The organism is Breznakia pachnodae (assembly GCF_030814225.1).
Classification (GTDB): domain Bacteria; phylum Bacillota_I; class Bacilli_A; order Erysipelotrichales; family Erysipelotrichaceae; genus Breznakia; species Breznakia pachnodae.
In genome coordinates this window covers 153,013-177,193 of record NZ_JAUSUR010000004.1, presented here as the reverse complement: position 1 = coordinate 177,193, position 24,181 = coordinate 153,013, and the positions used below count along the sequence as shown (strand labels likewise).

Sequence of the window (24,181 nt, the reverse complement as noted above, 5' to 3'; positions counted from 1 at the left end):
TAAGTGACATCTCTGAAACTGTCTATATCATTTGTAAGGGAGAATTTGCAAAAAATATAGGTATTGGGTGAGTGTAAGTGCTATAATAAAAAGCGCAGATAATTATATTGAACTTATAAAATATAATTAACGGAGGGAAGTTACATGGAAGTAGAATTATTACTACTAATGCAGTCAATTGCCAATAAAGCATATCTTTCAGTTGATGATCTGATGATTCAAACCAAAGTATCTAAACGACAGATTATGTATCGTTTAGATAAAATCAATCAGATTTTAAAAACAACAAATCAGCTAACCATTCAGCTAAGCAGTAATGGAGAACTTGTAATCACACCAGATATTCGTAGTGCAATTGAACTGATTCTGCATAAACAACAACAGGTGCAGCCTTATTACTTGAATAAAGGAGAACGGCAAAATTACCTATTTTTAATGATGTTCTTAAATTTTGAATATCTTTCACTTCAACACTTTATCAATTCTCTGCAGTTAAGTCGTTCTACTGTACTTCAAACCATAAAAGCATTGTCGGATGAACTAACAAGTTATTCGATTGTTGTGAAGAATGATCGAATGTCCGGATACTATCTGGAAGGTGATGAAGGAGATATTCGTCGTTATATGATTGAGATTGTATTATCAACATTATCAAAAGAACCAAGTGGAAGAATGTTTGATTTGTTTATTGATGAATTTCATTTAGATATTTTTCAATATTCAAAGTTAGTAATTGATGAACTGGCAAATCAACACAATATTCATTTTGTGGAGGATCGTCTGAATGAGTTTATTTATATCTTTATCTTTTTAAAGATGCGAATTTTAAACAGCAGTCATGAAAATGAAGAACTACTGATTCATATTCAACCAGCAATTCTTCAATCATTAAAAGAATATAAATTTACAGTTGAGTTATTAAAAAATTATAAGAATACAGAGAATATACCAAAAGCAGATATTTATTATATAAGTTCGTGGATTCTTGGTATCTCAGTAGGAGATATTAATGAAGATACCAAAGACTGGACATTGATATCTGAACTGGTAATGAAAGTGCTGATGCGTTTTGAATCATTAAGTGGTGTTCATTTTAAAGATATAGAAAAAATATTCACACAACTTTATGGACATATTCGTCCAGCATATTATCGAATGATTATGAAACTTCCGATCTACAACCCATTAAGTGAGAGAATCCAAGATGAATTCCCCGAACTTTATAAATTAGTGAAGGAATCAATGCGATCAGTTGCTTTTCTGTTTCCTCAGGAAACTCCTGATGAAGAAATTGCTTATCTTACAATGCATTTTGCGACGATTTTTTCCAATCATCGAATGCTTGAAAATAATAAACAGAAAACCGCACTTGTTGTGTGTGGAAATGGAATCGGAAGTTCTGCAATTCTTTATAATGAATTAAAGAATCTGTTTCCTGAACTTCACTTCTTACCGCCAATTAATGTGGGGAAGTTACAGGAAATGAAAGATCAGGCAGATATTGTATTTGCCACCAGTTATATTTTAAATGATGTTGATTTAGATATTCCAATTGTAAGAGTATCGCCAGTAATGAACACCAGAGAACGATATCAAGTTGTACGAGAACTATATGCATTATTTGGTAATACGTTTACTAATCGACCAAATATTGATGTGGTAATGAATATTATACGTAAATATGCAGAAGTAAAAGAGGAACAAGACTTATATAGTGATTTGGCTTCTTATTTTACTGATTTTAGTTTTCAGGTATTAAATGAAGAAAAAAAATCACTGCAATTGATTGACTTACTTAATCAACGCTATATTCATCTAGGGCTAGAAGCAAAAAATCGTGAAGATGCAATCCGTGAAGGATTCTTAGAAATGAAAACAGATGGGATTGTAAATGATGAATATATTGAAACAATTATTAGAGATATGCGTCGTCTTGGTCCTTACTTTGTAATTACTAAACATTTTGCATTACCCCATGCTTTACCTGAGGCAGGAGCTTATGGTACAGCAATTGGTATTAGTGTATTAAAGGAACCAATTAAATTTGGAAGTGCTGAAAATGATCCAGTGAAGTATATTTTTTCTTTGAGTTCTACCAACAGTGAATTACATTTGCAGGCGATGAATGAATTGATTGATCTGATGGCTGATCAAAAGTTTTATGAAATGTTGGATTGTGCAAAACAGCCACAAGAGATTATTCAGTATATTTATGAGCATACGAAGGGCAAGTGAGAAAATGGTAATAATCATTGAAGTTTGCTATAAACTGTGATAGAATGTGCACATATGGAAAACAAGAGTGGGTGTGAGCCCACTCTTACTTATTGAATAGGAGGTAGCATGGCTACGGTTTTAAAATTAAAAGAAATTATTGAGCCAATTGTCGAAGCTGAGGACTTAGTCTTGTATGATATTGTCTGGACACAAGATGGCAACATGAAGATTTTGCAAGTATCAATTCTTAATAAAGAAGGAAAAATGGATATTGATACCTGTGCAAAGGTATCAGGTGTTATTTCAGATAAGTTAGATGAACTGGATATCATCAAGTATGAGTACTATTTGGAAGTGTGTTCACCTGGGGCTGAGCGTGAGCTTAGAACTGATGAAGAAATTAAGGAAGCGCTTGGAGAATTCATCTATGTGAAATTGAATGATCCAAAAGCTGGACTGGATGAAGTATTGGGTTATCTGCGTGCAGTAGATGACACCAGCATTGAAATAGAATATCTTGTGAAAAATATTAAGAAGAAGATATCAGTCGAAAAGGATAATATTCGTCTGATTCGCTTATCCGTTAAATTATAGGAAGGACTAAGAAAATGAAATTAAAAGATGTAATCAAAGCGATGCAGGAAATTGAACAAGATCGTAGTATATCAAAAGACATTATTATTGAAGCGTTGCAAGAAGCACTAACAAAAGCATATCGTAAACATATCGATATTCAAGATGCATATGTACGTGTTTCATTTGATAACGATGACATTAAAGTATACCACCAGAAGTTGGTAGTTGAAGAAGTGGAAGATGATGAATTAGAAATTTCTTTGGAAGATGCACAAGCGATTCGTGAAGACTATCAATTAGGCGATTTTGTGGAAGAAGAAGTTGATTTCACTGAGTTTGGTCGTATCGCAATTATTTTAGCGAAAAACGTAATGAAACAAAAAACTAGAGAAGCTCAGAAACAAGCAGTGTACGATGAATACTCTGACAAGTTAGAAGAGTTAGTAACTGGTGTTGTGGAAACGGTGGAAGATAAGTTCTGTCTTGTTAATATTGGTAAGACATTGGCACTTATGCCAAAGGTTGCACAAATTCCTGGTGAAGAATATTACGAAGGACAACATTTAAAAGTTGTTATTAGTGATGTAAATAAAGAAACAAAAGGAGCACAAGTATTAGTATCTCGTGCAGATCCTGTGTTAGTAAAACGTTTGTTTGAAAAAGAAGTTCCTGAAATTTTCCAAGGAATTGTGGAAATTAAAGCAATTGCTCGTGATGCGGGTGAACGTTGTAAGATGGCAGTTTATTCAAACAATGAAAACATTGATCCAATTGGTGCTTGTATTGGACCTCGTGGTACTCGTGTACAAGTAATTATTGAAGAATTAAAGGGTGAAAAGATTGATATCTTCGAATGGAGTGAAGATGTTGGTGAGTTAATTAAAAACGCACTTGCTCCTGCTGAAATTCTTGCAGTAATTCCAAATGAAGCAAAACGTGGATTAATGGTTATTGTAAATGATGATCAATTATCACTTGCAATCGGTAAAAAAGGTAAGAATGCACGCCTTGCTGTTAAATTAACTGGAAGCACAATCGATATCAAATCAATCAGTGATGCTGAAAGAATGGGTATTGACTGGCAAACGATTTCTGCAAATGAGGCGCAACGTGTTGCCCAAGAAAAAGAAGAAAAACGTGCACTTGAACAACAACAAATCTTTAGTGAACTTCAAAGCCAAGAAGTGGAACAAGAATTTAGTGATGAGTTATTAGGTGATGAAATTATTGAAGAAGAATTCATCAAAGAAGCTGATAAGCCTGCAGAAACTGCACCAGTTGTAGAAGAAGCAAAAACTGAAGTTGTGGAAGAAACAGTAGAAGCAGCACCAGTGAAACCAGCAAAACCGAAAGCGAAGAAAAAAGTTGTTGAAGAAAAACCAAAAGAAGAAGATGAGCTTGAAAAGGCTGCTCGTTTAGCGAAAGAAAAGAAAGCACAAGGAATTGATATCGAAGAAAAACGTGCTTATGTTTCGAAATTTGAAGAAATTGCTGGAGCTAAAAAAGAAGAAGCAGTGAAACCAAAAGCGAAGAAAAAATATAAGAAAAACGATGATGATAACATCTTTGAAGATTCAACTCCTCAACCTACATTTGATCCAAATGAAAAGGATTACGAGTTGAAACCAATCTATACTGAAGAAGAATTGGCTGAAATTGCAGCTGCTGAACAAGCCGAACAAGAAAAAGATTGGATTAATGATGATATTGACTTCGATGAGTACGATGAATTCTACGACGAAGAATAGAAAAGAGGGATGAACTTGCGAAAAGTACCTTTGAGAAAATGTGTGGCTACGCAGGAACAGTTGCCTAAGAAAGAACTGATTCGAGTAGTTCGCACTCCAGAGAAACAAGTAATTGTGGATGAAACTGGAAAAGCGAATGGCCGTGGTGCATATTTAAAGAAATCAATTGATGCAATTGATTTGGCACAAAAGAAGAAAATTCTTAATCGTGCACTGAATGTTGAAGTAGATGATGCTGTATATGATGAACTAAGGAAGTTAGTAAATGAATAGCCAATATGGAATATTTGGATTGGCTGCAGCATCAAGAAAAATATCGATTGGTGAAACTCTGATTAAAGAGATTCGCGCAGGCCGTTGCAAGTATGTGGTGATTGCAGAAGATGCATCTGATAATACAAAGAAACGGATAACCGATAAGTGTACATATTACCATGTGAAATATGGTTTTATAGAAAGTAGTGAAGAATTAAGCAATGCCGTTGGAAAACATAATATCAAAGCAGTTGGTATTTTGGATCAGGGGTTTGCAAAGAAGATTAGCGAAATATTGAAAGGATAGGTGAGGATATGGCAAAAGCGAAGAAAAGACAAAATAACAATCGCAACAAAAACACAAAAAGAGATTTTACGCCTAAGAAACAAGAGGTTACAGTTACAGAGATTACATATTCTGGACAGGTAACAGTTGGTGAATTAGCGAAGTTAATGCATAAGCAAGCTTCTGAAATCATTAAGTTTTTGTTCTTGCTAGGTAACATGGCGACAATCAATACTGTACTAGACGACGAGAATATTGAACTTGTTGGTATGGAATTTGGAATTGAAGTCCATAAAGAAAACATTGTAGAGGAGTTTAACTTTGAAGAAATGGAAGAGGATGAAGATCCTTCGAAATTAGAAAGTCGCCCTCCAGTAGTTACAATTATGGGACACGTTGACCATGGGAAAACAACATTGTTAGATACCATCCGTAAAACAAAAGTTACTGAAGGTGAGTTTGGTGGAATTACACAACATATTGGTGCTTACCAAGTTGAAGTAAATGGACGTAAAGTTACTTTCTTAGATACTCCAGGACATGAGGCATTTACTGCTATGCGTGCTCGTGGGGCAAAAGTTACCGATGTTACAATCATTGTTGTAGCTGCAGATGATGGAGTTATGCCGCAAACAAAAGAAGCAGTTGACCATGCGAAAGCTGCTGGTGTACCAATCATTGTTGCTGTCAACAAGATGGATAAAGAAGGGGCAAACCCTGAACGTGTTATGAGCGAAATGAGTGAATTGGGTTGTATGCCTGAAGAATGGGGTGGAGACACAATCTTTGTACCAGTAAGTGCAAAAACTGGTGAAGGTGTTGAAGACCTGTTGGAAAACGTTTTAGTAGTTGCAGAAGTTGCAGACCTAAGAGCAAATCCTCACAAAAATGCTGTTGGTACCGTAATTGAAGCGAAACTAGACAAAGGTCGTGGTTCGGTTGCAACATTATTAATTGAAGCTGGAACGTTACATGCATCAGACGCAATTGTTGTTGGTACAGCATTTGGTCGTGTACGTAAAATGACAGATGATATGGGTAAAGAAATCAAGGTGGCTGGTCCATCAACTCCAGTAGAGATCATTGGATTAAACAGTGTTCCAATTGCTGGTGATGTATTCAAAGCCTTTGATTCTGAAAAGAAAGCAAGACAAATAGCAGAAGCTCGTCTGAATGTTCGTGTGGAAGAAGAAAGAAATGCTTCTTCAGCAATGAGCTTGGAAGATTTGGCACGCCAAATTGAAGAAGGCGATATTCAAAGTATTAATACGATTGTTAAGGCAGATGTACAAGGTAGTGCAGAAGCAGTAAAAGCTTCACTTGAAAAGATTGAAGTTAAGGGAGTACGTGTAAATGTAATCCGTTCAACTGCTGGTGCTATTACTGAATCTGATGTAATGTTAGCAAGTGCTTCACATGCGCTAATTATTGGATTTAATGTACGTCCAAATGCAGCAGTAAGAAAGAAAGCAGAAGACGAAGGTGTGGACATCCGTTTACATAACATCATCTATAAAGCCATTGAAGAAATGGAAAGTGCGATGAAAGGTATGTTAGCACCAGTATATGAAGAAGTAATTATTGGTCAGGCAGAAGTTCGTGAAACTTATAAAGTAAGTAAACTGGGAACAATTGCAGGATGTATGGTTACTGATGGAGTCATCAAGAAAGATTGTGGAGTCCGTCTGATTCGTGAAGGAATTGTTGTTTATGAAGGAAAACTTGGATCATTGAAACGTTTTAAAGATGATGTTAAGGAAGTAAGTAATGGTTATGACTGTGGTATCACAATTGAAAACTTTAATGATATTAAAATAAATGATGTTATTGAAGCATTTGAGGACCAACAAGTAGAGGTGGAATAATATATTATGGGATTAAAAAATGAAAAGATTGCACAACTGATCCAACGTAATATTTCTGAAATCATTTCAAGAGCAGTAAAGGATCCAAAAATTGGATTCATTACGGTTACGGATTGTATGGTTGCAAGTGATTTATCAGTTGCGAAAATCTATGTTTCATTTTTAGGTCAAGATGCAAGAAAAGAATCTGGGATGAAAGCACTAGATCGTTCTAAAGGATTTATTCGTAGTGAACTATCTAAGAAACTTTCTATCCGTAAGGTGCCGGAACTTGTATTCCTGCTAGATGAAACGCTAGATAGAGGAAATAAGATCGATCAGATTATTGCAGACATTCATGCAAAAGATAAGTAGAGTAGGAGGTTAGCTATGTTAGAGTGGATTATTGAATTACTATTAAGCAGTTTCATAGTCTCAGCATTGTTATCTACTCTTATCTTTGGATGTATTTATATGTATAAAAAAAATAAAGGGAGGGCTTTTGAAAAGAAAGTCATTACCTTTATTTTTCTCTTTTATTTGATATGTTTACTTTATGTTACTGTTTATCGTGAAGGGTTATTTATGAACTCAACAAGAACAGTAAACTTAATTCCGTTTGAAATGTTAATAGAGTCATATGAATATTCACTTAGTGTTGATCCACTAAGGGCAATGTTGTTTTTAATTTATAATATTGTTGGTAATATTGCCTGGTTTGTTCCATTAGGGTTTATGGTTAACTTTTATCTTAAGAAACCATATTTTTGGAAAGCCTTTGGTATTGCCTTTGGATTATCTTTTACGATAGAGTTGTTGCAGTTTATTGGGTATGTTGGAATTACAGATATCGATGATCTTATATTCAATACGATCGGTGGGTGTATTGGATATGGGATATATCGTTTTATATACAGGAGGCAGTTATGTCAATTAGAGAACAAGTGAAGCGATTTTGGCGTATTTTCATGGAAGAAAAGGTCAACCTGGAAAATGCGTTAAGTGAAAATAAAGAACAAGAAGTGAATGAGATTGTGAAAATCTTAAATACATATTATGAAGAATGTAGTAATTCTTCACTGGAAGTAGCAATCAGTGATGATTTCTATGAACTTACATTCCATACAGGACAAGATAAGAATGTACAGTTAGTTACTGCATTATTAAAACAATTTGTACCTGAGGGAGTGAATGAGAAGTGGATTATTAACTCTTATTTACCTCCACTTAGTGATAAGGCATTGAATACAGTATTAAGAATTAAAGACCAGGAATATTACCCTGAAGATTTCAGAGTGTTTTATGATCTTGATGAAGCAAACAAAAGTTTTCATGTAGAATTATACTGTAATGCATTTCAGTTTTTAGATCCAAATAAAGCCAATGAAATAGCAGTGTATATGCTGCAGTTATTCATTGGTGAATGTGCATTAGAAGCATATATTGGTACGATTGATGTCATTGATAGTGAACGTAGTGGAAATGCTTGTATCTTACCTGAATTCTATGAAATAATGATTGATATTATTGAAGAGAAGGAATGGCCTGAATACTATGATCCTACTACGATTTATCGTGTATATAGTTTAAAAGATGAAATTGATAGTAAAGATGTACGTAAAGATATGAAGATGATATTTACTGTTCATCCAATCTTAATCAGTGAAGTGTTAGAAGGTCAATTAGTTACTTACCATCAGTTCTTTGATTATGGTGGGGAGTTTGGTTTCTTGTATTATAAAAACAATGCTGGTAATGAAGCAGATGCAATCTATCGCCAACAGTTGGAGAAGAAATTAAATGATTTATTATTCCCGCAGGGAATTGCGAAGAGTATTGGTGGTGCGATTGGTACAACCTACTCTTATATTGATTTAGCAATCTATGATAAAGAAGCATTTTTAAAAGCTTTAAAGAAAATCAACGAAAAACTTTCGATAGAATTAAGTTACCAATCATTTGAAGAAAATACCACAGTTTAATAATTGTGGTATTTCAGTTTTTCAAGGTGTAAATTAATGATGAATTTACCCTTTGAAAAATTGATAATGAGTAGAAAAAATGATACTATAAATACAAGTGTAATTTAGAAAGTGAGTAGTTATGATTCGATTATTTAAACCATTTAAATATGTTAGAAGTTTTCGCTCTATCGATGTAGATAATCTTATAGAGCATAAGAAGAAATTAGTAATCTGTGATATCGATAATACACTTGTGGCACATGATGAAGCATTACCTTCACAAGAAGCAAAAGATTTCATTAAACGAGTACAAGATGCAGGATTACAGATATGCCTAATCAGCAATAACAATAAGGATCGAGTAAAGCTATTTGCGGATGCGCTGGAAGTACCTTATTATGGATTTGCGAAGAAACCGTTACGATTGACCTATAAACAAATTTTAAAAGACTATAATATGAAACCAAGCGATATTGTTGCGGTTGGGGATCAGTTATTAACCGATGTATTTGGTGGAAACCGAATGAGTATTGATACGATTCTAACTCATCCGTTAGTAACCCGTGATTTGAAAACAACAAAGTTAAATCGACGTTTAGAGAATCAGATTTATCGTCGATTAGAAAAGAAAAATGTAATGAAAAGAGGAGTATTTGATGAGTAAAACATGTAAAGGTTGTGGTGTTACATTACAAAATGAACATCCTGATAAAATTGGATATACACCAAATCTTGATAAAGAATATTGTCAGCGTTGTTTCCGTTTAACGCATTATAATGATGTAGTTATTTCAATGCAACAGGGAATTGACAACGATGAGTTATTAAAAAAAGTAAATGATTTAGATGCTCTAGTTGTTTGGGTTGTTGATGTGGTTGATTTTGAGTCAAGTCTCATCAAAGGGATGAACCGTCATCTGATTGGTAAAGATATTCTGTTGGTTTGTACAAAGAGTGATTTATTACCAAGAGATATTAACCCAAATAAAATTGCGAATTTTATTATGCGCCGATTGAAGGAACATGGAATCAAAATTGTAGGTGTGACACTATGTCCTGACTTACATAAACAAGATCCTGAATCAATTGAAAATGTAAATGAGTCAATTGAACATGTACGTAACAATCGTGATGTAGTATTGCTTGGGAATGCAAATGCTGGAAAGAGTACTCTGTTGAATGGGTTAATGAATTCATCTGAACTTACAACATCGTGGCATCCAGGAACAACTCTTGATTTGAATCCTATTGAATATAATGGATATACACTGTATGATACTCCAGGAATTGTAAACAGTAAGTCATTATTGACGTATGTTCCTGTAGAACAGTTAAAAGATGTAATCTTTCAAAAGCAAATCAATCCAAAGAAATTTCAACTGACAAAGAATCAGTCATTGGCAGTAGGTGGATATGTACGTTTGGATTTAAAAGATTGTGATAAAGTAAATGTTGTTTGTTACTTCAATGAACGTTTGAATATTCATCGAGGAAAGATGGAGCAGGCAGATCAGTTATGGGAAACTCATTTAAATGAACTGTTGTCACCATCAATTAATGATGAATTTAAAGATATGAAGAAGTATACAAATACAAAGAAAATACCAAAGATGGACGTGGTAATTGCAGGACTTGGATGGTTTTGTATCCAAGGTAATGTAAGCCAGATTGATGTCTATGTAAATGAGAATGTAGATGTAATATTTAGAGAGGCGATGATTTAATGCTAAGTGGAAAACAGAAAAGACATTTAAGAAGTATTGCCGTGACAACACGAGCAATTATTCAAATAGGAAAAGATGGGTTAAGTGCAAATCTTATAGAGACTGTGGACTTGGCTTTAGAAGCACATGAGTTAGTTAAAATCAGTGTGCTGAAGAATTGTGATGATAACGTCAAAGAGATGGCATTAGATATGGCAGGTATGACAAACAGTGAGGTTGTTCAAATCGTTGGTCGTACCATTGTATTGTTTCGCAGGAGTAAAAAACGGATCATTGAACTATGAGTAGAATCGGACTAATTGGTGGAAGCTTTGATCCCATTCACCTTGGTCATATTGAAATGGCAAAGCAGGCAAAGAGACAACTGCAGTTGGATGAAGTCTGGTTTGTATTGAGTTATGATACACCATTAAAGGATCGTACATTAAGTAATTATGATGCACGCAAGAAAATGGTAAAACTGGCACTGAATGGCTTTGATGGTTTTAAACTATGTACAATTGAAGAAACCAGTAATGGTAAGAATTATACAATTGATACAGTAGGACGTTTAAAGACACAGCATAAAGATGCAACCTTCTTCTTTATGATTGGTGGCGATCAGATCAAACAACTAAATAAATGGAAAGATATTGAGAAACTGCAAAGTGAAGTACAGTTATGTGGTTTTATGCGAGATGGTGAAACAGTTGATACACCTTATAATGTGAGGATGTTATCAATGGAACCTTATCCAATCAGCAGTAGCGAGATTCGTGAAGGAAAGTTAAAATACTTACATCCAAAGGTAAAGGATTACATTGTAGAGAATTTCTTGTACGAAGGAATTGTAAGTAGTTATATGAGTGAATATCGTTACAATCATAGTGTAAGTGTAGCAAAGCTTTGTGTAAATTTAGCAAAGGCACATCATCTAGATGAGCAGATTGCATATATGTGTGGAATCTATCATGATATTAATAAAGAGTTTATTTATATTAATGAAGATGATGGAAGAACGTTGGTTTCGCAGTTACGACCTGAACTGATTGATGTGAAGAAAAGCATCTGGCATGGGTTTCTGGGAGCATATGTCTGTGGACATAATCTGGGAATTCGTGATAAACGGGTATTGGCTGCAGTGGAACACCATGTATTAGGTGAACACTTAGGTATTTATTCAAAGTTGTTATATATTGCTGATAAACTTGATCCATTACGTGGAGACACCAGTGAATTATTGGCATATGCATATAAAGATATCCATTTGGGATATCAGGAAGTTAAAGAAGACCAAATGAAATGTTATGGTAAGGAGTATGTAGATGGAGAAAAAATTAGAAGTGATATTGAACGCAATCAATAAGACAAAAGGGGAAGATATCTTAGTGTATGATTTTACAGCACTAAACCCATTTATTGATCGCGTAGTGATTACGCATGCAGATAACCTGCGTCAGGTATTTGCGATTGCAAACAACATTCGTGATGAATTGAAAGAAAAAGGATACACAATTCATCATTTTGAAGGAAGTAGAGATTCACGTTGGATTTTGATTGATGCGGATGAAATCGTTGTTCATATTTTCTTAGATGAAGAACGTGATTTATATCAATTAGAAAGACTGTATGCTGATCTTCCTCGATTGGAAAGTCAGTACAATGTATGATGTATTAGCCAAACATTACGATAGTTTAGTAAAAGATGAAGATGCAACCAAAGCATATGTAGATTTTACAACAGCAAATACCAGTGGTAAAAAAACATTGGAATTAGCTTGTGGAAGTGGAGAGATTTCACTTGCACTTGCAAGAGTTGGTTTTGATATGCTGGCTACGGATATTTCACAGCAGATGCTAGATGTTGCTAAAGAAAAAGATGAAGAACACTTGGTAGACTACAAGTGGATGGATATGACAGATATCGATAGTGAAGACACATTTGATAATGTACTTTGTTATTGCGATAGTATGAATTATTTAGAAGGTTCACAATTAAGTGATATGTTTCACTCAGTATATGCTCATTTGAATGAGGATGGAGTATTCTTATTTGATATGCATACGCTAGATCGTCTAGATGAGTTTTCTGATGAATTTTATGAAGCAGGTATTGTGGATGGAATTGAGTTTGTCTGGAATATTCAAAGTGAAGATACTTCACTTTATCACAGTTTTATCTTCTATAATGAACAGGGAGTTCCTTCGTATGAACACCATGTTCAAAATGTGTTTGACCCAAAGCAGGTAAAACAGTTATTAGAAGAAACTGGTTTTAAAGTGAGTATTTATACTGATTTTGATAAAGAAGGAATACAAAGTGGAGAAAAACATTTCTTCGTTTGTAGGAAGGAGCAGAAATGATTGCAATTATAGGCGCATTAGAAATAGAAGTAGCGGCTCTAAAAGAGCATATGAGTGATATTGAAGAGCACTCGATTGCAGATGTTTCGCTGACAACTGGTAAGATTGGGAATAAAGATGTTGTATTAGTATTAAGTGGTGTTGGTAAAGTCAATGCGGCGATGACAACAGCAACAATCTTACATGAATATGATATCGAGTATGTTATTAATATTGGTACTGCTGGTGGATTTAAAGAAGAACAGAAGGTACTGGATATTGTAATTGCAGATAAAGTGGTGCAACACGATTTTGATACAAGTGTTGCAGATGGTGCTGAGGGAATTGGGTTATATTCATCTTGTGATGAAGCGTTAATCAAGAAAGCTTATCGCCTGCTTGAAGATGAAGAATCAAATGTCTACATTGGTACAATTGCCAGTGGTGATGTCTTCATTGGAAGAGATGATCAGATACAATTAATTAAACATAACTTTAAAGATGTAATTGCCTGTGAAATGGAAGCAGGTGCAATCTCGTATGTATGTAATCGTCGTCAAGTGCCTTGTATTGTACTACGTTCACTTTCAGACAATGCAACCAAAGAAGGTAGTGAAATGGATTTCTATACGTATGCACAAAAAGCAAGTGTGAGATCTGCAGCATTCTGTGTTAAGTTTATTAATGAATAAATTAAGGAGGAAACATGAAAAATTTAAACTATAAAAAAATATTATTAACTTGTTTCCTTTTACTGTTATTAGGATTGATTGTTGTTTCAATTTTAGGCGTTTATGTTAGTGGTCCACTTCGTAAGCAGGAGAATGATGAAGCAAAAATAGAAGCAACGATAAAAAAAGAAGAATCATGTGATGTGATTGACCGTATTAGTTTTCAATTTGTGACTTATACATGTGAGACTTCAAAGAACTATGTTATTTTTGATGAAAATGGTGAGAAGATTGCAACTCGTAAGAAAAGTGAAGCAAAGTTCTCAGATGTTGAAAAAATCGTTAGCGATTATTCAGAATTAGAAGGTGCAGAAGTTCGTGTTGGTTATGGATATGAAGCACCAGCATATTATATTACAAAAGGCATCTACGTCTTAGTAGTTGATTTTGATACATTAGAAGTTATTTATAGTAGTGGAGGAAAGTAAGGATGGAGTTATACCAAAAAACATATTTTAATCATCGTAACTTTATTCTAAGTGAAATCGAACATTTAGATGTAAATGTGGAAGAAGCATTTGTCCTTCTTTATATTGATTACTGTAATGAATTCAATATTAACTTTGATTTAGAAACTTGTGCACGTAAAATGAAAATGCAGCCAACTGTGCTTGATGGTTTAATGAATCATTTAATTAATAAAGGTTATTTAGAAATTAAGATGGAAAACCGTAAAGTTGTCTATTGTTTGGATCAGGTATTCAAAGTAAAAGAAAACTTGGATGTATTACCAACCAATGAATTTCAAAGCCTGTTTGATTTGTATGAAAGCGAATTCGGACGCCCACTAACGATGAGTGAATCACAACGTCTAAGTGAATGGATGTCAACGTATGAACTAAAGTTAATTGAATATGCACTGCGTGAAGCAGTGGTATATGAAACTCGCAGTTTTGATTATATTGATGTCATCTTAATCAAGTGGAAAGAAAAGAAACTGACTGCTCATGATTATGAGGAAGGAAATCGCTAATGGATGTACCTTTTATTTTAGATACAATGCGTGAGATGTTTCCTGATGCGGAGTGTGAGTTAATTCATAAAAATGATTTTGAATTATTAATTGCCGTAGTTCTTAGTGCCCAAACAACCGATCAGGCCGTAAATAAGATTACTCCAGGATTGTTTGAAAAGTTTCCTACACCGAAAGCAATGGGTGATGGAGATATTAAGGAAATTGAAAACTGTATTCGTCGAATTGGATTATATCGCAATAAAGCAGCAAATATCAAAGCCTGTGCCAAAGAAGTTGATGAACGCTTTGATGGTCATGTACCTAGTTCATTTAAAGAACTTATGAGTTTACCTGGAGTGGGTAGGAAGACAGCCAGTGTTGTGCGTTCGGTATGGTTTGATATTCCATCGATGCCTGTGGATACACATGTAGAGAGGATATCAAAACGCTTAGGGTTTGCGAAGTTTGGTGACAGTGTAGAAGTGGTAGAACAGAAACTAAGAAGAAAGATTAAACGTGAAGACTGGAATCAGGCACATCACTTATTTATTTTCTTTGGACGTTACCACTGTACAGCCAGAAATCCTAAATGTGATGAATGTGCATTTGTTGGATTTTGTAAGAACAAAAAGTTTGAACTATATAAGAAGAAATTAGCAAAAACAAAGTAGATAATTAGACATTGTCTGCTTTTTCTTTATCTTGCTTGAAATAATAGCGTAAGACTTTGGAAAACTACTATAAAAATGTTATAATGGTACAATGTAAATAGGAGTATATTTCATATGAAGAAACAGACAAAAATCTTGCTTGCATCAATACTTGCAATTACGTTAATTATTGATCAGGTTACTAAATATATAGTTACAGCTTCTTTGCGTTTGGGGGAAGCGATTGAGATTATACCTTCATTCTTTCAAATCAGGTATGTTCAAAATACTGGGGCTGCCTGGAGTATTTTTGAAGGAAAAATGACATTCTTTTATATAGTTACTGTCGTTGCGTTGGTATTGTTGATTTTATTTTTAAGAAATATGAAAAACGCTAGTTTAATTGCTTATACTGGAATTATATTAGCAATTTCAGGAACAATAGGTAATTTCATTGACCGTTTAACTCTTCAATATGTTCGTGATTTCTTGGACTTCACGATTTTCGGATATGATTTTCCAGTATTTAATGTAGCCGATATGTGTTTGGTTATAGGGATAGGACTGATTGTTTTGGATGAACTACGAACTAGTTTTGGAGGAAAGTTGAATGTACGATGAAACAATAAAAGTCAGTGCAGAACATGAGAAAACAAGAATTGATCGCTTTTTGGGTGATCGTTTAGATTTATCAAGAAGTCGTATTCAGACATTAGTTACTGATGGTGATATCTTAGTAAATGGAGATGTTGTGAAAAGTAATTATCGTTTAAAAGAAGATGATGAGATAATGATTCATATTCCAGAGAATGAAGAATATGAAGTATTAGCAGAAGATATTCCAATTGATATCGTTTATGAAGATGATGATGTTATGGTAGTAAATAAACCGAAAGGGATGGTTGTACATCCTGCACCTGGTAATTTGCATGGGACATTAGTAAATGCAATTTTGTATCACTGTAAAGACTTGAGTGGTATCAATGGTGTTTTACGTCCAGGTATTGTTCATCGTATTGATAAAGATACAAGCGGATTACTGATTATCGCCAAAAATGATAAAGCACATCAATCATTAAGTGAACAACTGCAAAGTAAAACTGTATCTAGAAAGTATTATGCACTGGTTCATGGGGAGATTCCTCATGAGTATGGAACGATTGATGCACCAATTGGTAGAGATGTAAAAGATCGTAAACGGATGTGTGTATGTGAACAGAACAGTAAAGATGCAGTTACTCACTTCAGAGTAATTGAACGCTTTGATGATTATACATTAATCGAATGTTCTTTAGAAACTGGAAGAACGCATCAGATTCGTGTACATATGAAATATATAAAATTTCCGATTGTTGGAGATGAAACATATTCGTATAAGAAGACAATGGATACTTCAGGTCAACTGCTACATGCATATGAACTGGAATTTACACATCCAACTACAGGTGAGAAAGTTGTAGTACAGGCAGATATGCCTGATGTTTTCAAAGAAGTATTGGAAGAATTAAGAAAGGAGTAGCCTATGAGTTATGAAAGAAATGATGTCATTCTTTATCAGATTATGGATTGTCTGGTAGAAGATTATGGGTATTCAATTATTCGTTTTCAGGGACAGAAACAAGACCTATGGCTAACCAACAAAGATAATCCAAAGTATCCAGTGATTCGGTTGAATCCGGCTACTAGTACGTCACTAATCTTTGAACAGGATTATTTAGAAAGAGTAACAATGTTTATGCGTCGACTTTTACAGTCAAATGAAAAAATATTGATTATAAATACTAATGAAGCAAGTACGGAGTTTGAAGAAAATAACTTTCAACAAATTCTGTTTCATGATGAAAAAGAAAGCAGTATGTTGTTTGCGACATTTCCTCACCTTCAATATGCAGTGAAGAAAGTAGACAACAATGATAGTGAAATCCGTAGAATTAATCAGAGTTTACGTAATTTCCAAATGAAGAAAACAAGAGCGAATACGGTACGCCAGATTCCTAAGTTTACGTTAGGGATTATGGGAGTGTGTATTGCAGTCTTCTTATTGACTCAGTTGCTGGCAATGCAACTAGGTGGTGATGCATGGACCAAAGCATTATTAATTGCAGGAGCTTACTATAAAACCTTTGTAGTTGCTGCTCATGAATACTGGCGTTTTATAACAGCTGGTTTTCATCATTTGAGTATATCGCATTTATTAATGAATATGTTAGCTTTATATTCATTAGGAAGTGTAGTAGAGAAATCATTTAATAAAAAACAATATGTTGCAATCCTATTGGTATCCATTATTTGTGGTAACTTGTTAGTGTTTGTAGTTGAAAATAATCAAATTAGCGCTGGTATATCTGGTGGACTATATGGATTAATGGCATCCGTAATTGTAATTGCCATTGAGAATCAGACATTTCGAATCCCACAGGTTCGATCTTCACTCTTACGAGTAGTGTGGATTAACTTACTAATTTCATTACTGCCAGGAGTTAGTTTTACAGCGCATATGGGAGGTTTCGTTGCTGGAGCAATTATGTCCTTCCTGTTTGTGAAAAACGCGAAGTGGAAGTTCTTAAAGCCTCACGTTGCAATCTGTTTTGTAATTCTGATTGGTGGACTTAGTTTTTATGGATTAAACAACAATACTGTAAAACCTTTATATCCAACAACGGATTATCAGGTGATTAAGGATGTTAGAAAATTAGGACTAGATGGTTATGCAAATTATCTGGAAAAAAATGTTGATCGATTATATGGAGAGTAAAAATGAAAAGAGAAAATGTTTTAACTTGGGATGAGTACTTCATGGGACTTGCTCATTTAAGTGCTCTACGTTCAAAAGATCCAGTTGCCCAAATTGGTGCGTGTATTGTGTCTAAGGATATGAAAGTTGTAGGAATTGGATACAATGGGTTACCAAAAGGATGTGACGATGATACATTTCCTTGGGGTAAAGGTGGAGATTACTTAGATACTAAATTTCCTTATGTTGTACACGCAGAATTAAATGCAATCTTAAACAGTGGAACTGACTTAAGTGGATGCAGTCTTTATGTTTCAAGGTTTCCTTGTAATGAATGTGCAAAAGCAATTATTCAAAGTGGAATCAAACGCGTAATTTATGAAAGTGATAAAAACTTCTATAAAGATACAGGACTTGCAAGTCGTAAGATGTTTGATGCTGCAGGTGTAACTTATGACAAATTACCATATTGTGTAAAGTTACAGGTTGAAACTGAGGATAACAACTAGTGAGGTTATTATGAGAAATTATATTGACAGAACGATGAACTTAATAGATCAAAAACAATACTTTGAAGCATTTCTAAGAGTATTAATTCCTCTGGTATTAATATCCTTTGCATACTATGTATTAAAAATAATTATACATATTACCTTTGGATTTTTCCTGCCAGCAATTATTATTCTGGGAGTTATCTATTATTTTGCAACTTAAATACCGTTATTACGGTATTTTTTTGTTATAATAGGAAAAGATGAAAACATTATATATTATTGGAGCAGGACCTGCTGGTATGATGGCAGCAATTTCAGCCAAGGAACATCATTCAAATCTTGATGTTATTCTAGTCGAACGTAACAATGTACTTGGTAAGAAATTAAAGTTAACTGGTGGTGGTCGCTGTAATGTTACTGCAGATGTAACAAACGAAGAAGTAATCAAAAACACTGTGAAGAATGGAAAATTTCTTTACAGTGCTTTAATGCAATACAATACAAAAGATATCTGTTCTTTCTTTGAACAACTCGATTGTCCGTTAAAAGTAGAAGAACATAATCGAGTATTTCCTCAAAGTGATGATGCCAATGATATTATCTTTGCATTAAAAAGAAAGATGAAAGAACTAAATATAAAAATTGAATACAATACAACAGTAGAAGAAGTAACGGATAAAACAATCATTACAAATAGAGGTATTTATACCTATGATTATCTAATACTGGCAACAGGAGGTTGTTCCTACGCAATGACTGGTTCAGATGGCACAGGATATGAACTATCTAAACAACTTGGACACTCAGTAACAAATCTTCAGCCAGCAGAGGTTCCACTTGTATCAAATGATCAGGTAATTCAATCAAAAGAACTACAGGGATTATCATTTAGTAATGTTAGAGTTACAGTCTTACAAAAAGGAAAAGCAAAGTACAAAGTAGATCATGATTTAATCTTTACTCATTTTGGTATTTCAGGACCTGCAGCATTACAGGCTAGTTACTATGTACAAAAAGTATTAGTGAAAGAAACACCTGTAATGATTAATATTGATTTCTTACCTAGTGTATCGTTAGAGATGTTACAAGAGGAACTAAAAACGAAGACAATAGAAGAAATTTTTAGTGCTTGTGAATTACCAAAACGTTTATGTGAATATTTAAAAACACAGTATGATAAGAATGCTGATATCCTAACAAGTATAAAAAAATTTCCACTCACTATTTATACAACAAGAGGATTTACTAATGCATTTGTGACCGATGGTGGAATCAATATCAAAGAAGTAGATCCTAAAACCATGAAATCTAAATTACACAATAACATCGCATTTTGTGGTGAGATGTTAGATGTGCATGGACATACAGGTGGTTATAATATTACAATTGCATTTGTAAGTGGATATTTAGCAGGGAAATATATGCGATGAAAAAGAATTGAAGGGGGATGTTTAAAATTGAATAGTGTTAAAATGATTTTGTACAAATTGGTATATGAAGAGTTGTGGGGAAAAATATTTGCATTATTAGTATCTATTGTGGCTTTAGCTTTTCAATTTATTCTATTATTTATTCCAATATCTATAGAAAAGGAGTTTATCCAAATTTGGGCTTTTTTTATAGCTGCTTGGGCAATACCTTGTATAGTAATTTTCTTTTATTCTAATAATAAAGGAAGAATAGAAAAAGAACTTAATTATTATATTTATTATTGGTGGTGGGGACTGTTTCAGCTAATTATTGTATTCATACTGGAATATTTCATTTATGACAATATTCAGTTACATTTCACTTTGGCTTGCCTCAATTATCTAGTTGTTTTTCAATATATAATTTTAATAGTTTTAAATTTTTCAATAATAACATCGAGCAATAAGGATATTATTAGAGAGAAGAAGAATAATCGAAATGCTTTAAATAAAATAATTAGTAAAATAATAAATATTTATTATTTAATGAAAAAAAATATAGGATTTCACATAGGGTTTCGTTTAGGATTTCATATACATCAATTTATTCTTATTTTCCTTCTGTTTCTATTCAGAGAGAACATACTTGGCATAGGGAAAATGGAAATTTCCAATTTAGGAATCTTCGGTTGTATAATTTTATATTTCTTTAGTATATTTTTATCAATACCCAAGTATGATAATTATATTATTCAAGAGAATCAAATTACAATAAGATATACAAATTTGGAATTAAGTGATATTTTAACAAGTCGTGTATTTATCATGAATAACTTCATTGATAAAAAAATTACAAGATATAAATTGTTTAAAATAGATATATCGAAATTTCTAGAGAGACAAGGTGCGAATGGTTTTCGTGTCTTAAATTATAAAGATTATTATTTTGGTAACAACAGAGAAATAGAAGAGAAAAAATATTTTTACTATATAATACCAGTTAATGATAATGTAGTAGGGGTCAAATACTTTAATTTAATTATTCAAATAAATAAAAACGGAAAAGTATTATATGAAAAACTAGAATTTTATGTTAATTTTTCAATTGCTAATAGCGATTTAGTTGGTGAAGTGGATTCAAGCTTAGTTCCATTAAAATTTAAATTTAATAAGATAGGTGAAAGTATATATACTTATTCTAGTCAATATTCTTATAATAATGAAATATTTAATTTTTCAAATGTTTTTATTGACTGTTATCACATAGTAGATTTAAATGGTGAAAATAGCTTAAATAAGTTTAAATTGCCTTCAAAAGTCAATGACAAAAGAAAATTCCTTTATCACAAGGGTGAGTTTGGAGTAGGAAAGACAACTTTTGATTTAGTATGGACATTAAATGAGAATAGAAGTCCAATTATTATCTCTCCATGGGAAGCCAATTCAGATCATGATTTTTTGTACTTATTATTTATGCAGATAAAAAGAAAAACTAAAACTATTTTTCACAAACCGGGTATTCAATGCTTTCCCTTTTTTATGACATTATTGATATCTATTGTTACTTTCCTTTATGCAGTGAAGGATTATGTTTACTTATTATTTAATGCAGAAATTGCCCATGGATTTACACTTAATAATTATATATATATTCTTTTTTCTCTACGTTTGATAAAACTGATATGGGAAACAATTTTATTTCTCTTGTAAATCATCAATTAGGACTAATAATTATAATTGTGATTCTCACTTATGTAATCTATAAAATAATGATACCTTATATAATTATTTTCAAAAAAGATTATAGCAGAATATATCAAGATTTTTTTGTAAAAGAAATTAAGAAAATGTTAATATACAACAAACGTTTTTTCTTGATTATTGAAGACATTGATAGATTACAAGAAGATGAAGCACTGAGTGTATTTAGAACGATTTCGAATATAAATTCCTCTTTTTTACTTCGTGAAAATATCTTAGGACTTCTTTCATATGATGATGGTATTTTTGAATTTAGTACTCAAGGAAAAAGGATTTATGATGATTTAGAGAATAAATTAGTTTTAGATAACGTTGAATCTTATTATGATCCGCAACAATCTATGATTACATACTTTACTCAAATTCATGATTTTATTATTAAGGAATACGAATTAAGAGGTCAGTCAGATGATATTATAAAAGTATTAAAAAAGTTGGACGGAAACGTATTCAGGTTGATTAATAAAGTCAAAGGGTTCAATTTCAGAGATTTAAAAAGAATAATATCTATAATTAACCAGAATTATTATGAAATTGTAGAGAATGAAGAAGAGATTATTGATAAAATAAATATGGTTGAAAAAGATGTTAAAGAAAGGGTGAAGAGAAAAAAAATAAAAAGAAAATCCTAAAAAATATGTGATTATCCTATATTCAGACGTAAATCATCTATATCTTAGAGCATTTCTAAAGTAAAGAAAAAAGATAGCGGTTATTCGCTATCTTTTGATTTCATGTGTTCTTTAAGTTTGTTTTTAGCCATTTCAAATTTTTCACTAGTTGCTTCATCCATATTCGCAATCTTTTCTAATTCAAGTAATGCAGTAGCATCACTTAAAATTTTGATTAGTTCTTCTGGATCTTTTTCTTCTAGTTCACGTTTGATTTTGTTCTTTTCTCTTTTCGCTGCAATCGCAAGACCAACTCCTGTTGCTGCTAATGCTGCAAGTGTAATTCCAACAAATTTTTTCATGTCTGTATCCTCCAGTCCCAAAATATTTTTATATTTGTTACTACTATTATAACTGTTTTTAATCGTTAGTAAAACCATAAGCATGTAAAAAAATGATTGTGTTGTTTATTTGGTTGAAAAGGAGTACAATATGAATGGTAGTCGTACTGCATGCAAGGGTTCGTCCCAAGCATTAAGGCGAAGATATATGAAACGTATGTCCTTGCTTTTTGTGGTGCAAGGACTTTTTATTTTGGAGGTTTCATGGAAACAAGGATCGCACAAATTGGAATTATTGTAGAATCACCAGAGTCGGTGGAAAAGATGAATCAGATTTTACATCAGTATGGGGAGTATATTGTTGGTAGAATGGGAATTCCTTATAAGAAAAGAGGAGTTTCAGTAATTAGTATTATCATTGATGCACCTAGTGATGTCATCTCGGCATTATCAGGTAAACTGGGAATGATTGAGCATATTAAGTCAAAGACTTTATATGCAAATATTTAGAGGTGGACAATGAAAGAGTTGATTCATCGTTTAAGAGAGACAAGAAAACTACAACCAGATGAATATAAGCAATTACTAACATCACTTACGAAAGAAGAACAGGAGTATCTGTTTTTGAATGCCAGAGAGGTAGCGCAAGAGCAGTTTTCAAATGGAATTTTTATTCGCGGTTTAATTGAACTTACGAATTATTGTAAGAACGATTGTTATTATTGTGGTATTCGTCGTAGTAATGATAAAGCGCAGCGTTATCGTCTCACAAAAGAAGAAGTGTTGGAAAGTTGTGAAGAAGGATATCGTTTAGGATTTCGTACCTTTGTAATGCAGGGGGGCGAAGATGATAGTTATACACCTAGGGTAATGGTAGATATTATTAAGTCAATTCGTGAGAAGTATCCGGATTGTGCAATTACTTTAAGTTTAGGTGAAAAAGATTATGATACTTATAAGCAGTATTATGATGCGGGTGCAAATCGTTATTTACTTCGTCATGAGTCAATTAATGCTGAACATTATGCATCACTTCATCCACAGGGGATGACCATACAGACAAGAAGTGAATGTCTGTTTAATTTAAAGAAAATTGGTTTTCAAACGGGTAGTGGAATTATGGTAGGGTCACCAAATCAGACAATTGATAACATTGTGGAAGATATCTTATTCTTAGAAGAATTACAACCACAGATGATTGGGATTGGACCTTACTTGCCACATAAGGATACACCGTTTAAAGATAAGGAAAAAGGTAGTTTGGAATTGACCTTAATTGTGGTTGCAATATTACGACTGATGCATCCATATGCACTTATTCCTTCCACAACTGCACTTGCTACAATTGCAGATGATGGAAGAGATAAAGGAATATTGGCAGGTGCAAATGTTGTAATGCCTAACTTGTCTCCTATACGCTTTCGTAAGAAGTATTTATTATACAATGATAAAGCATGTATGGATGATGAGGCTGCAGAATCATTAGCGTCACTTCAAAAGCGTTTAGAAAAGATTGGTTATACAATTTCATATGACAGAGGAGATTTTAGAAAGTAGAG

Annotated in this window: 30 protein-coding genes; 29 read left to right on the top strand and 1 reads right to left on the bottom strand. The window is 33.2% G+C overall.

All coding sequences use genetic code 11. The annotated features are described in order from the left end of the window. Nucleotides 1-144: 144 nt before the first annotated feature. The 27 genes from J2S15_RS11985 (at nucleotide 145) to J2S15_RS11855 (ending at nucleotide 22,302) form a co-directional block, all read left to right on the top strand. Nucleotides 145-2,235 carry a BglG family transcription antiterminator gene (locus J2S15_RS11985; RefSeq protein ID WP_307408609.1) on the top strand — a complete coding sequence of 697 codons (2,091 nt, stop codon included), beginning with the start codon at nucleotides 145-147 and terminating at the stop codon, nucleotides 2,233-2,235. A 108-nt stretch (nucleotides 2,236-2,343) separates the two neighbouring features. Next, nucleotides 2,344-2,811, top strand: a complete 468-nt coding sequence (rimP, locus tag J2S15_RS11980; protein WP_307408607.1) for a ribosome maturation factor RimP — start codon at nucleotides 2,344-2,346, stop codon at nucleotides 2,809-2,811. A 14-nt stretch (nucleotides 2,812-2,825) separates the two neighbouring features. Continuing rightward, the gene (gene nusA, locus J2S15_RS11975; protein WP_307408605.1) at nucleotides 2,826-4,541 is read left to right on the top strand and encodes a transcription termination factor NusA; all 1,716 of its coding nucleotides are present in this window, start codon (nucleotides 2,826-2,828) and stop codon (nucleotides 4,539-4,541) included. A 15-nt stretch (nucleotides 4,542-4,556) separates the two neighbouring features. Then, nucleotides 4,557-4,814, top strand: a complete 258-nt coding sequence (gene rnpM / locus J2S15_RS11970; protein WP_307408603.1) for an RNase P modulator RnpM — start codon at nucleotides 4,557-4,559, stop codon at nucleotides 4,812-4,814. Next, nucleotides 4,807-5,103 carry a L7Ae/L30e/S12e/Gadd45 family ribosomal protein gene (locus tag J2S15_RS11965; RefSeq protein WP_307408602.1) on the top strand — a complete coding sequence of 99 codons (297 nt, stop codon included), beginning with the start codon at nucleotides 4,807-4,809 and terminating at the stop codon, nucleotides 5,101-5,103. The genes rnpM and J2S15_RS11965 overlap by 8 nt, the downstream gene beginning before the upstream one ends. An 8-nt stretch (nucleotides 5,104-5,111) precedes the next feature. Continuing rightward, complete coding sequence (gene infB, locus J2S15_RS11960; protein WP_307408600.1) at nucleotides 5,112-6,947, top strand: translation initiation factor IF-2; 1,836 nt, start codon at nucleotides 5,112-5,114, stop codon at nucleotides 6,945-6,947. A gap of 6 nt (nucleotides 6,948-6,953) precedes the next feature. Then, nucleotides 6,954-7,301: a 30S ribosome-binding factor RbfA gene (gene rbfA / locus J2S15_RS11955; protein WP_307408598.1), complete on the top strand. Its 348-nt coding sequence runs from the start codon at nucleotides 6,954-6,956 to the stop codon at nucleotides 7,299-7,301. Between the two features lie 15 nt (nucleotides 7,302-7,316). Further along, nucleotides 7,317-7,874, top strand: coding sequence for a VanZ family protein (locus J2S15_RS11950; protein WP_307408596.1), 558 nt, complete (start codon nucleotides 7,317-7,319; stop codon nucleotides 7,872-7,874). Beyond that, nucleotides 7,853-8,908 carry a hypothetical protein gene (locus tag J2S15_RS11945; protein ID WP_307408594.1) on the top strand — a complete coding sequence of 352 codons (1,056 nt, stop codon included), beginning with the start codon at nucleotides 7,853-7,855 and terminating at the stop codon, nucleotides 8,906-8,908. The genes J2S15_RS11950 and J2S15_RS11945 overlap by 22 nt, the downstream gene beginning before the upstream one ends. 121 nt (nucleotides 8,909-9,029) lie before the next feature. Further along, nucleotides 9,030-9,554 (top strand): YqeG family HAD IIIA-type phosphatase, encoded by a 525-nt coding sequence (locus J2S15_RS11940; RefSeq protein WP_307408592.1) that lies wholly within the window; start codon nucleotides 9,030-9,032, stop codon nucleotides 9,552-9,554. Further along, nucleotides 9,547-10,614 carry a ribosome biogenesis GTPase YqeH gene (gene yqeH, locus J2S15_RS11935; RefSeq protein ID WP_307408589.1) on the top strand — a complete coding sequence of 356 codons (1,068 nt, stop codon included), beginning with the start codon at nucleotides 9,547-9,549 and terminating at the stop codon, nucleotides 10,612-10,614. The genes J2S15_RS11940 and yqeH overlap by 8 nt, the downstream gene beginning before the upstream one ends. After that, nucleotides 10,614-10,898 (top strand): ribosome assembly RNA-binding protein YhbY, encoded by a 285-nt coding sequence (gene yhbY, locus J2S15_RS11930; RefSeq protein ID WP_307408587.1) that lies wholly within the window; start codon nucleotides 10,614-10,616, stop codon nucleotides 10,896-10,898. The genes yqeH and yhbY overlap by 1 nt, the downstream gene beginning before the upstream one ends. Beyond that, a complete protein-coding gene (gene nadD, locus J2S15_RS11925; RefSeq protein WP_307408585.1) occupies nucleotides 10,895-11,959 on the top strand; it encodes a nicotinate (nicotinamide) nucleotide adenylyltransferase in 1,065 nt (354 codons plus the stop codon). Before yhbY ends, nadD begins: the two co-directional genes overlap by 4 nt. Continuing rightward, a complete protein-coding gene (gene rsfS, locus J2S15_RS11920; RefSeq protein ID WP_307408583.1) occupies nucleotides 11,919-12,263 on the top strand; it encodes a ribosome silencing factor in 345 nt (114 codons plus the stop codon). Before nadD ends, rsfS begins: the two co-directional genes overlap by 41 nt. Beyond that, nucleotides 12,256-12,957 (top strand): class I SAM-dependent DNA methyltransferase, encoded by a 702-nt coding sequence (locus J2S15_RS11915; RefSeq protein WP_307408581.1) that lies wholly within the window; start codon nucleotides 12,256-12,258, stop codon nucleotides 12,955-12,957. The genes rsfS and J2S15_RS11915 overlap by 8 nt, the downstream gene beginning before the upstream one ends. After that, nucleotides 12,954-13,628 (top strand): 5'-methylthioadenosine/adenosylhomocysteine nucleosidase, encoded by a 675-nt coding sequence (locus J2S15_RS11910; protein WP_307408580.1) that lies wholly within the window; start codon nucleotides 12,954-12,956, stop codon nucleotides 13,626-13,628. Before J2S15_RS11915 ends, J2S15_RS11910 begins: the two co-directional genes overlap by 4 nt. Nucleotides 13,629-13,642: 14 nt before the next feature. Then, nucleotides 13,643-14,095: a hypothetical protein gene (locus tag J2S15_RS11905; protein ID WP_307408578.1), complete on the top strand. Its 453-nt coding sequence runs from the start codon at nucleotides 13,643-13,645 to the stop codon at nucleotides 14,093-14,095. Between the two features lie 2 nt (nucleotides 14,096-14,097). After that, complete coding sequence (locus J2S15_RS11900) at nucleotides 14,098-14,640, top strand: DnaD domain-containing protein (protein WP_307408577.1); 543 nt, start codon at nucleotides 14,098-14,100, stop codon at nucleotides 14,638-14,640. Then, nucleotides 14,640-15,293 (top strand): endonuclease III, encoded by a 654-nt coding sequence (nth, locus tag J2S15_RS11895; protein ID WP_307408575.1) that lies wholly within the window; start codon nucleotides 14,640-14,642, stop codon nucleotides 15,291-15,293. The genes J2S15_RS11900 and nth overlap by 1 nt, the downstream gene beginning before the upstream one ends. A gap of 114 nt (nucleotides 15,294-15,407) precedes the next feature. Beyond that, nucleotides 15,408-15,893 carry a signal peptidase II gene (gene lspA / locus J2S15_RS11890; RefSeq protein ID WP_307408573.1) on the top strand — a complete coding sequence of 162 codons (486 nt, stop codon included), beginning with the start codon at nucleotides 15,408-15,410 and terminating at the stop codon, nucleotides 15,891-15,893. Continuing rightward, on the top strand, nucleotides 15,883-16,791 hold the full coding sequence (locus J2S15_RS11885; protein WP_307408571.1) for an RluA family pseudouridine synthase: 909 nt from the start codon (nucleotides 15,883-15,885) through the stop codon (nucleotides 16,789-16,791). Before lspA ends, J2S15_RS11885 begins: the two co-directional genes overlap by 11 nt. A 3-nt stretch (nucleotides 16,792-16,794) precedes the next feature. Next, nucleotides 16,795-18,027: a rhomboid family intramembrane serine protease gene (locus tag J2S15_RS11880; RefSeq protein WP_307408568.1), complete on the top strand. Its 1,233-nt coding sequence runs from the start codon at nucleotides 16,795-16,797 to the stop codon at nucleotides 18,025-18,027. 2 nt (nucleotides 18,028-18,029) lie between these two features. Then, the gene (locus J2S15_RS11875) at nucleotides 18,030-18,515 is read left to right on the top strand and encodes a deoxycytidylate deaminase (RefSeq protein ID WP_307408566.1); all 486 of its coding nucleotides are present in this window, start codon (nucleotides 18,030-18,032) and stop codon (nucleotides 18,513-18,515) included. A 10-nt stretch (nucleotides 18,516-18,525) separates the two neighbouring features. Continuing rightward, complete coding sequence (locus J2S15_RS11870) at nucleotides 18,526-18,720, top strand: hypothetical protein (RefSeq protein ID WP_307408564.1); 195 nt, start codon at nucleotides 18,526-18,528, stop codon at nucleotides 18,718-18,720. A 40-nt stretch (nucleotides 18,721-18,760) separates the two neighbouring features. Continuing rightward, nucleotides 18,761-19,930, top strand: a complete 1,170-nt coding sequence (locus J2S15_RS11865) for a BaiN/RdsA family NAD(P)/FAD-dependent oxidoreductase (RefSeq protein WP_307408562.1) — start codon at nucleotides 18,761-18,763, stop codon at nucleotides 19,928-19,930. 27 nt (nucleotides 19,931-19,957) lie between these two features. Then, nucleotides 19,958-21,619, top strand: a complete 1,662-nt coding sequence (locus tag J2S15_RS11860; RefSeq protein WP_307408560.1) for a hypothetical protein — start codon at nucleotides 19,958-19,960, stop codon at nucleotides 21,617-21,619. Beyond that, nucleotides 21,592-22,302, top strand: a complete 711-nt coding sequence (locus tag J2S15_RS11855; RefSeq protein WP_307408558.1) for a hypothetical protein — start codon at nucleotides 21,592-21,594, stop codon at nucleotides 22,300-22,302. Before J2S15_RS11860 ends, J2S15_RS11855 begins: the two co-directional genes overlap by 28 nt. An 80-nt stretch (nucleotides 22,303-22,382) precedes the next feature. Here J2S15_RS11855 and J2S15_RS11850 read toward each other — a convergent pair whose 3' ends face one another. Further along, the gene (locus J2S15_RS11850) at nucleotides 22,383-22,643 is read right to left on the bottom strand and encodes a hypothetical protein (RefSeq protein ID WP_307408556.1); all 261 of its coding nucleotides are present in this window, start codon (nucleotides 22,641-22,643) and stop codon (nucleotides 22,383-22,385) included. Nucleotides 22,644-22,886: 243 nt separating this feature from the next. Between J2S15_RS11850 and J2S15_RS11845 the strand changes: the two genes are divergently transcribed. After that, entirely contained in the window at nucleotides 22,887-23,132 is a 246-nt protein-coding gene (locus J2S15_RS11845; RefSeq protein WP_307408554.1) for a TM1266 family iron-only hydrogenase system putative regulator, read from the top strand. Between the two features lie 9 nt (nucleotides 23,133-23,141). Continuing rightward, nucleotides 23,142-24,179, top strand: a complete 1,038-nt coding sequence (gene hydE, locus J2S15_RS11840) for a [FeFe] hydrogenase H-cluster radical SAM maturase HydE (protein ID WP_307408552.1) — start codon at nucleotides 23,142-23,144, stop codon at nucleotides 24,177-24,179. Nucleotides 24,180-24,181: the final 2 nt, after the last annotated feature.